This window comes from Pseudoduganella sp. RAF53_2 (assembly GCF_052113985.1).
Classification (GTDB): Bacteria; Pseudomonadota; Gammaproteobacteria; order Burkholderiales; family Burkholderiaceae_D; genus Rugamonas.
In genome coordinates this window covers 1-5,455 of sequence record NZ_JBFRDW010000409.1, presented here as the reverse complement: position 1 = coordinate 5,455, position 5,455 = coordinate 1, and the positions used below count along the sequence as shown (strand labels likewise).

The following is a 5,455-nucleotide window of genomic DNA, read 5'->3' as shown; positions in this document are numbered from 1 at the left end:
GACGTATGCCGTGCCCCTGCCGCAGGCGCGGACGGTTGCCGCGCGGCTGGCGTGTGTTGAGGCCCTGCCGCAGGCGCGGACGGTTGCTGCGCGGCGGGCGCAGGCTGAGAACGCGTAGCGGCTGCAGAAGGCTGCGGCGCGACAGCGCCCGGCGCTGCCGGCGCGTCGCCCCACGCTGATTCTTGCGCAGGCGCAGCTGGCGCAGGCCGGCGCGCATGTGCTGCGGGAGGCTGCGATGCAGCGGCGCCTGATGCTACGGGCATGTCGTCCCATGCTGATTCTTGCGCAGGCGCAGCTGGCGCGGGCCGGCGCGCATGTGCAGCGGCGTCTGGTGCTGCGGGCATGTCGTCCCAGGCTGAGTCTTGCGCTGGCGAAGCGGCGGTCGATGCTGCGGGCGTGTCATTCCATGCCGACGCTTGCGCCGGCGCGGCGGATGCAGGCTGCTGCGCGGCAAGCGCGGATGGCTGCGGCGCGGCAGGGAATGCTTGTCGCTGGGCGGCGGGTGGCGCGGACTGGATCGCGGCAGCGGAGGAGGTCACAGGCGCAGGCGATGCGGCGGCGGCGGTGGCGGAGGTCACGGGCGCGGGCGATGGTGCGGCGGCTGAAACCTCAGTCGCAGCGATGGCAGCAGCTTCGGCGACCGCATCTGCGGCAACATCGGCTGCACGCGCGCGCAGGCGCCACTGCGGCCCCACGCCCATCTCTTCAAGGAACACCGCGCTGCGGTGTGGCAGCGATCCGCTCATAGGGCATAACGCATGACGATTGCGTCCTCGCGTTGCTGGTTCGCGGCCGGGTAGTAGCCCTTGCGGCGACCGATTTCGTTAAAGCCGTAGCGCTGGTAGATCTCCAGCGCGCGTACGTTCGATGGACGCACTTCCAGCAGCATAGACTCCATGCCCAGCCCGCGCGCCAAAGCCACTGACTGATTCAGCAGAAAGCGTCCCAATCCCTTGCCCTGCCACTGCGCCGACACCGCCACATTCAGCAAATGGGCTTCGTCGACAATCGCCATGATCAGAAAATAGCCAAGCAGCTCGCGGTCCTGCGCACGCAGCACCCAGGCCTGATATCCCTGTGCCAGCGAATCGGAAAAATTAGCACGCGTCCAGGGATGCGGATAGACCGCCTGTTCGACGGCTACCACTTCATCCAGATCGCCTTCCTGCATTGGCTCGTAGACCAGCCGCGCCAGATCCCAGACGTGTTGTTTCATGCCTGCGACGCCTTCATTTCTGCGCGCTCTTCCTTGGTGTACGCGACCTTGTTGCGCAGGTAGAGCGGTTGCGCTTGCGCTGCGGGCACGGCGTGGCCGGCTTCGAACAGGCGCGCGCCCAGTTGGGCGATTTGCACGGCGTGCGGCATGATGTTCGCGTAGGCGCCAGCCGCGAAAGGCTTGCCGGCAAAGGCATCCGGATAGGCCGAGAAGCCATTGCCGCAAGCGGCCAACGCGGACGCAGCGGAGCCGGAGGGCGCCGAAGCCGCGGCGCCAGTGGAGGCGGCCACGGGGGCGGCAGCGAGCGCGCCCGGCGCGGGCACAACGTCCTGTGGCGCGGATAGCGCGGGTTCGAGGGTTGCGACCGGCGCGTCGCCGTCGAAGCGGTACTGCGCCCAGTACACCTCATTCATGCGTGCATCCAGCACGGCCAGCACCGCGTCGGCGCCGTGCGCCTGACGGCAGGCCAGCGCCATCGCATCCAGCGTCACCACGGGTACCAGCGGCAGCTCGGCGCCAAAGCCCAGGCCCTGCGAAATGCCGCAGGCCGTGCGCACGCCGGTGAACGAACCCGGGCCAGCACCATAGGCAATCGCGTCGCAATCGCGCAAAGCGATGCCCGCCTCGTCCAGCAGCTCCTGCACCATGGGCAGCACGGATTGCGAGTGCGTGCGCACGCCGGAGGATTCGCGGAAGATTACCTCCCCGCCGCGCAGCAACGCGCAGGAGGCCATTTCGGAGGACGTTTCGATGGCAAGAATGATAGGCATAAGCGATATTTTAACCTGCCATGTRCAATACGTCCCCATGCACAGCACTACTTTACATGCAGATAACCGCGCCGAAGTGGCAACCGCACTGGCTCAGGACCGCCTGATCGTGGCCTGCCTGTGCGCGGCATGGTGCGGCACCTGTTCCAGCTACCGCGCCGTGTTCGAGGAGCTGGCGTCGCGCCATCCCGACAAGTATTTCCTCTGGGTGGACATCGAGGACCACGCCGATATCGTCGGCGACCTGGATGTCGAGAACTTCCCTACCCTGCTGATTCAGAAGCACGAAAACGTGGCGTTTTTCGGCACCATGCTGCCGGACCCGAACGTTGCGCATCGCCTGATTGAAACCCAGGCCGCGCTGTCCGAGGATGAACTTGCGCGTCAGGCGCGCTCGACGCCGGAGCGCCAGCAGTGGCAGCGGGAATGCAATCTGAAGTCCCTGCTGGACGCTGCCACGTAGGGCGGATCATTGATCCGCCGTGCATGCTGATTGGCGGCGCCAAAGCGGCGGATCGATGATCCGCCCTACGCCAGGCGCAGTGGCAGGCTTCTGAGACGCTGGCCGGTCAGCTGGAAGACGGCGTTGGCAATTGCCGGGGCGACCGGCGGCGTTGCCGGTTCGCCGACACCCTCCGGCGGCTCGGTACTCAGGATAATCACGGTTTCAACGTGCGGCACTTCGTTCATGCGCGGCACGGGGAAATCGCCGAAATTGCTCTGTTCGACCTTGCCATCCTTGATCGTAATCTCGCCGCTCAGCGCACCGGAAAGTCCCCACACCACTGCCGATTCCACCTGCTGCGCAATGATGTTCGGATTGACCGCCAGCCCGCAGTCGATGGCGCACACCACCTTGTGCACCTTGATCTGCTTGCCGATCACCGACACTTCCGCCACCTGCGCGACAATCGTACCGAAGGACTGATGCAGCGCCACGCCATGTGCGCGGCCTTCCGGCGGCGTACCGGCCTTGGTCACAGCCGCATTCAGCACCGCCAGGTCGCGTGGATGATTCAGCAGCATGGTGCGGCGGAATTCCACCGGATTCTTGCCCGCCGCATGCGCCATCTCGTCGATGAAGCTTTCCTTGAAAAAGGCGTTGTGCGAATGGCCCACCGAGCGCCAGTTCCCCAGCGGGACGGCGCTTGGCACGATGACGTGCGCGATCTGCTGATTCGGCACCTCGTACTGCATATCGTAAGCGCCCTCGGACGTGGCGCGGTCCGGGCCAGCCGCCGGCAGTGCGAGATTGCGCTTGCCGAACTGGTGGTTCAGCGCTCCGCCGCCGGACTTCACTTCCCAGCTGATCAAATTACCGCCTTCATCCAGGCCGCCCTGGAATTGCGCAATCGCGCAGGGACGGTAGACGTCGTGCGTGATGTCCTCTTCGCGGGTCCAGATGACTTGCACCGGTGCGCCTTTGCATTCGCGCGCCACGGCGACGGCTTGCGCCACCATGTCCGCCTCCAGGCGGCGCCCGAAGCCCCCGCCCAGCAGGTGCTCATGCAGAACGACGTCCGATTCTTTTACGGCCGCCGCGATGGACGCTGCACGCACCGCAAAGGTCTGCGCCTGGGTGCCGAGCCAGACATGGGCCTTGCCATCCTTGACCTGGGCCGTGCAATTGATCGGCTCCATGGTCGCATGCGCCATGAAGGGCGCGCGGTATTCGGACTTCACCGAGCGCAGCGCGCTCTTTGCGGCGGCCTTCATATCGCCGCTGCTGTGATAGGTAAAACCGCTTTCCTTTTCCAGCGCGTCCGAAATCTCGGCGTAAATCTGTTCGCTGGAGATCTTGCCCGCCGGGCCGGGCTCCCAGCGGATCGCCAGCGCCGCCGCGGCCTGCTTCGCTTGCCAGAAGGTTTTGGCGACAACGGCCACGCCGGCGCCGGCGCCCATATTCGGTTCGATGGCGCCGCTGAAATCGATCACACTCAGCACACCCGGCATATGCAGCACGTCGGCCGGATTGATGCCTTTGATGCTGCCACCGACGTAAGGCGACATGCGCACCGCCGCGTAAATCATGCCTTCCGGCCGCGCATCGATACCGAACGTCGCCGTGCCCTCGGACTTGATACGCGAATCGCGGCGCGGCGTGCTTTGGCCAACGAGGCGGAAATTGTGCGGATCTTTGAGCTTGATTTCGTTCGGCTGGCCGACGGCGGCAGGCGCCGCCAGGCTGCCGTAGCTGGCTTTCCGGTTGCTGATGTCGTGATACAGGTAACCGTCTTCGGTGCGCACCTGCTCCGGCGGCACTTTCCATTGACGCGCCGCTTCGGCCACCAGCAAGCCGCGCGCGGTGGCGCCGGCTTCGCGCATCGGTCCCCATGCATCCTTCACGCTGGACGAACCGCCGGTAATGATGATGCCCAGCTCACGCGCCACTTTCCCCAGCATCCACTGGGAGAAATGCTTCACATTGCCCTCATCGTCCGGATGGAAAGGCAGGTTCTCGCGCAGCACCGCGACATTGCTGTAGATCTTGTCGATCGGCGCCTGCACCAGGCGGATCGACGACAGCGGCACATCCAACTCTTCCGCCACCAGCATGGGCAGCGCGGTATGCACGCCCTGCCCCATTTCGGCGCGCGGCATGGCCAGGGATACCGTGTTATCGGGCGAGATCGCAATCCAGCCGTTCAGGGCGACATCGCCATCCTGTAGCGGCAAGGCTTGTTTGCTTTTCAGGCGCTGGCGCGGCGGCATCACGCCCCAGCCCACAATCATCGCCCCTGCCACGGCCACGCCGCTCAGCAGGAAGCGCCTTCTCGAAAAACGGGTCGGCTTTAGCATCCGTATTGTTCCCTTTTATGGCAGCCAGCGCTGCAGCAGGTCGTCCGGCATCACCGGACGGCTGTAGAAGTAGCCCTGCGCCTGATTGCAACCGTGGCGCAGCAGGAAGGCCGCCTGCTCGTCCGTCTCCACGCCTTCCGCGATGACGGACAGGTTCATGCTCTTACCCAGCTGGATAATCGCAATGGCGATGGCCTCGTCGTTGACGTCGGTTGAAATATCCTTGATGAAGCTGCGGTCGATCTTCAACGTCTGCACCGGCATCTGCTTCAGGTAGGCCAGCGAGGAATAGCCGGTACCGAAATCGTCAATCGCCAGTGAGACGCCTACCGCGTGCAGGTCGTTGATGAAGGCCAGCGCGTCGCCGGTGTTCATGATCAGCGACTCGGTCACTTCCAGCTGCAGGCGATGCGGCTCCAGGCCCGTTTCGGCCAAAATGTCGCGCACCATGGCGACCATCGAGCCGCGATCGAACTGCTTGGCGGACAGGTTGACGGCAATCTTCGGCACATTCAGACCGCCTTCCTGCCAGCGCACCATCTGGCGGCAGGCTTCGTACAGCACCCACTTGCCCAGCTGGTTGATGAAGCCGGTGTCCTCGGCCAGCGGAATGAAGCGGATCGGCGGCACCAGACCCAGTTCCGGGTGGTTCTAGCGCACCAGCGCTTCC

5 protein-coding genes and 1 pseudogene are annotated in these 5,455 nt (G+C 65.0%); 1 reads left to right on the top strand and 5 read right to left on the bottom strand.

What is annotated here, in order from left to right; genetic code table 11:
• The 3 genes from AB4Z11_RS21470 to tsaB form a co-directional block, all read right to left on the bottom strand.
• On the bottom strand, positions 1 to 746 hold a 746-nt coding region (locus tag AB4Z11_RS21470), incomplete at its 3' end, for a hypothetical protein (protein WP_442027550.1).
• Positions 743 to 1,216 carry a ribosomal protein S18-alanine N-acetyltransferase gene (gene rimI, locus AB4Z11_RS21465; RefSeq protein WP_442027548.1) on the bottom strand — a complete coding sequence of 158 codons (474 nt, stop codon included), beginning with the start codon at positions 1,214 to 1,216 and terminating at the stop codon, positions 743 to 745. The genes rimI and AB4Z11_RS21470, both read right to left, overlap by 4 nt.
• Positions 1,213 to 1,986: a tRNA (adenosine(37)-N6)-threonylcarbamoyltransferase complex dimerization subunit type 1 TsaB gene (gene tsaB, locus AB4Z11_RS21460; protein ID WP_442027546.1), complete on the bottom strand. Its 774-nt coding sequence runs from the start codon at positions 1,984 to 1,986 to the stop codon at positions 1,213 to 1,215. The genes rimI and tsaB overlap by 4 nt, the downstream gene beginning before the upstream one ends.
• Before the next feature lie 37 nt (positions 1,987 to 2,023).
• Between tsaB and AB4Z11_RS21455 the strand changes: the two genes are divergently transcribed.
• Positions 2,024 to 2,449: a thioredoxin family protein gene (locus AB4Z11_RS21455; protein ID WP_442027545.1), complete on the top strand. Its 426-nt coding sequence runs from the start codon at positions 2,024 to 2,026 to the stop codon at positions 2,447 to 2,449.
• A 65-nt stretch (positions 2,450 to 2,514) separates the two neighbouring features.
• On the opposite strand, the gene AB4Z11_RS21450 is transcribed toward AB4Z11_RS21455, so the two are convergent.
• On the bottom strand, positions 2,515 to 4,785 hold the full coding sequence (locus AB4Z11_RS21450) for a molybdopterin cofactor-binding domain-containing protein (RefSeq protein ID WP_442027544.1): 2,271 nt from the start codon (positions 4,783 to 4,785) through the stop codon (positions 2,515 to 2,517).
• A gap of 15 nt (positions 4,786 to 4,800) precedes the next feature.
• Positions 4,801 to 5,436: pseudogene (locus AB4Z11_RS21445) on the bottom strand (putative bifunctional diguanylate cyclase/phosphodiesterase); the annotation flags it as partial.
• Positions 5,437 to 5,455: the final 19 nt, after the last annotated feature.

Excerpts from the sequence above, each read along its gene's own strand:
- rimI (WP_442027548.1), bottom strand. The coding sequence starts at position 1,216 with ATGAAACAACACGTCTGGGATCTGGCGCGGCTGGTCTACGAGCCAATG.
- tsaB (WP_442027546.1), bottom strand. The coding sequence starts at position 1,986 with ATGCCTATCATTCTTGCCATCGAAACGTCCTCCGAAATGGCCTCCTGC.
- AB4Z11_RS21455 (WP_442027545.1), top strand. The coding sequence starts at position 2,024 with ATGCACAGCACTACTTTACATGCAGATAACCGCGCCGAAGTGGCAACC.
- AB4Z11_RS21450 (WP_442027544.1), bottom strand. The coding sequence starts at position 4,785 with ATGCTAAAGCCGACCCGTTTTTCGAGAAGGCGCTTCCTGCTGAGCGGC.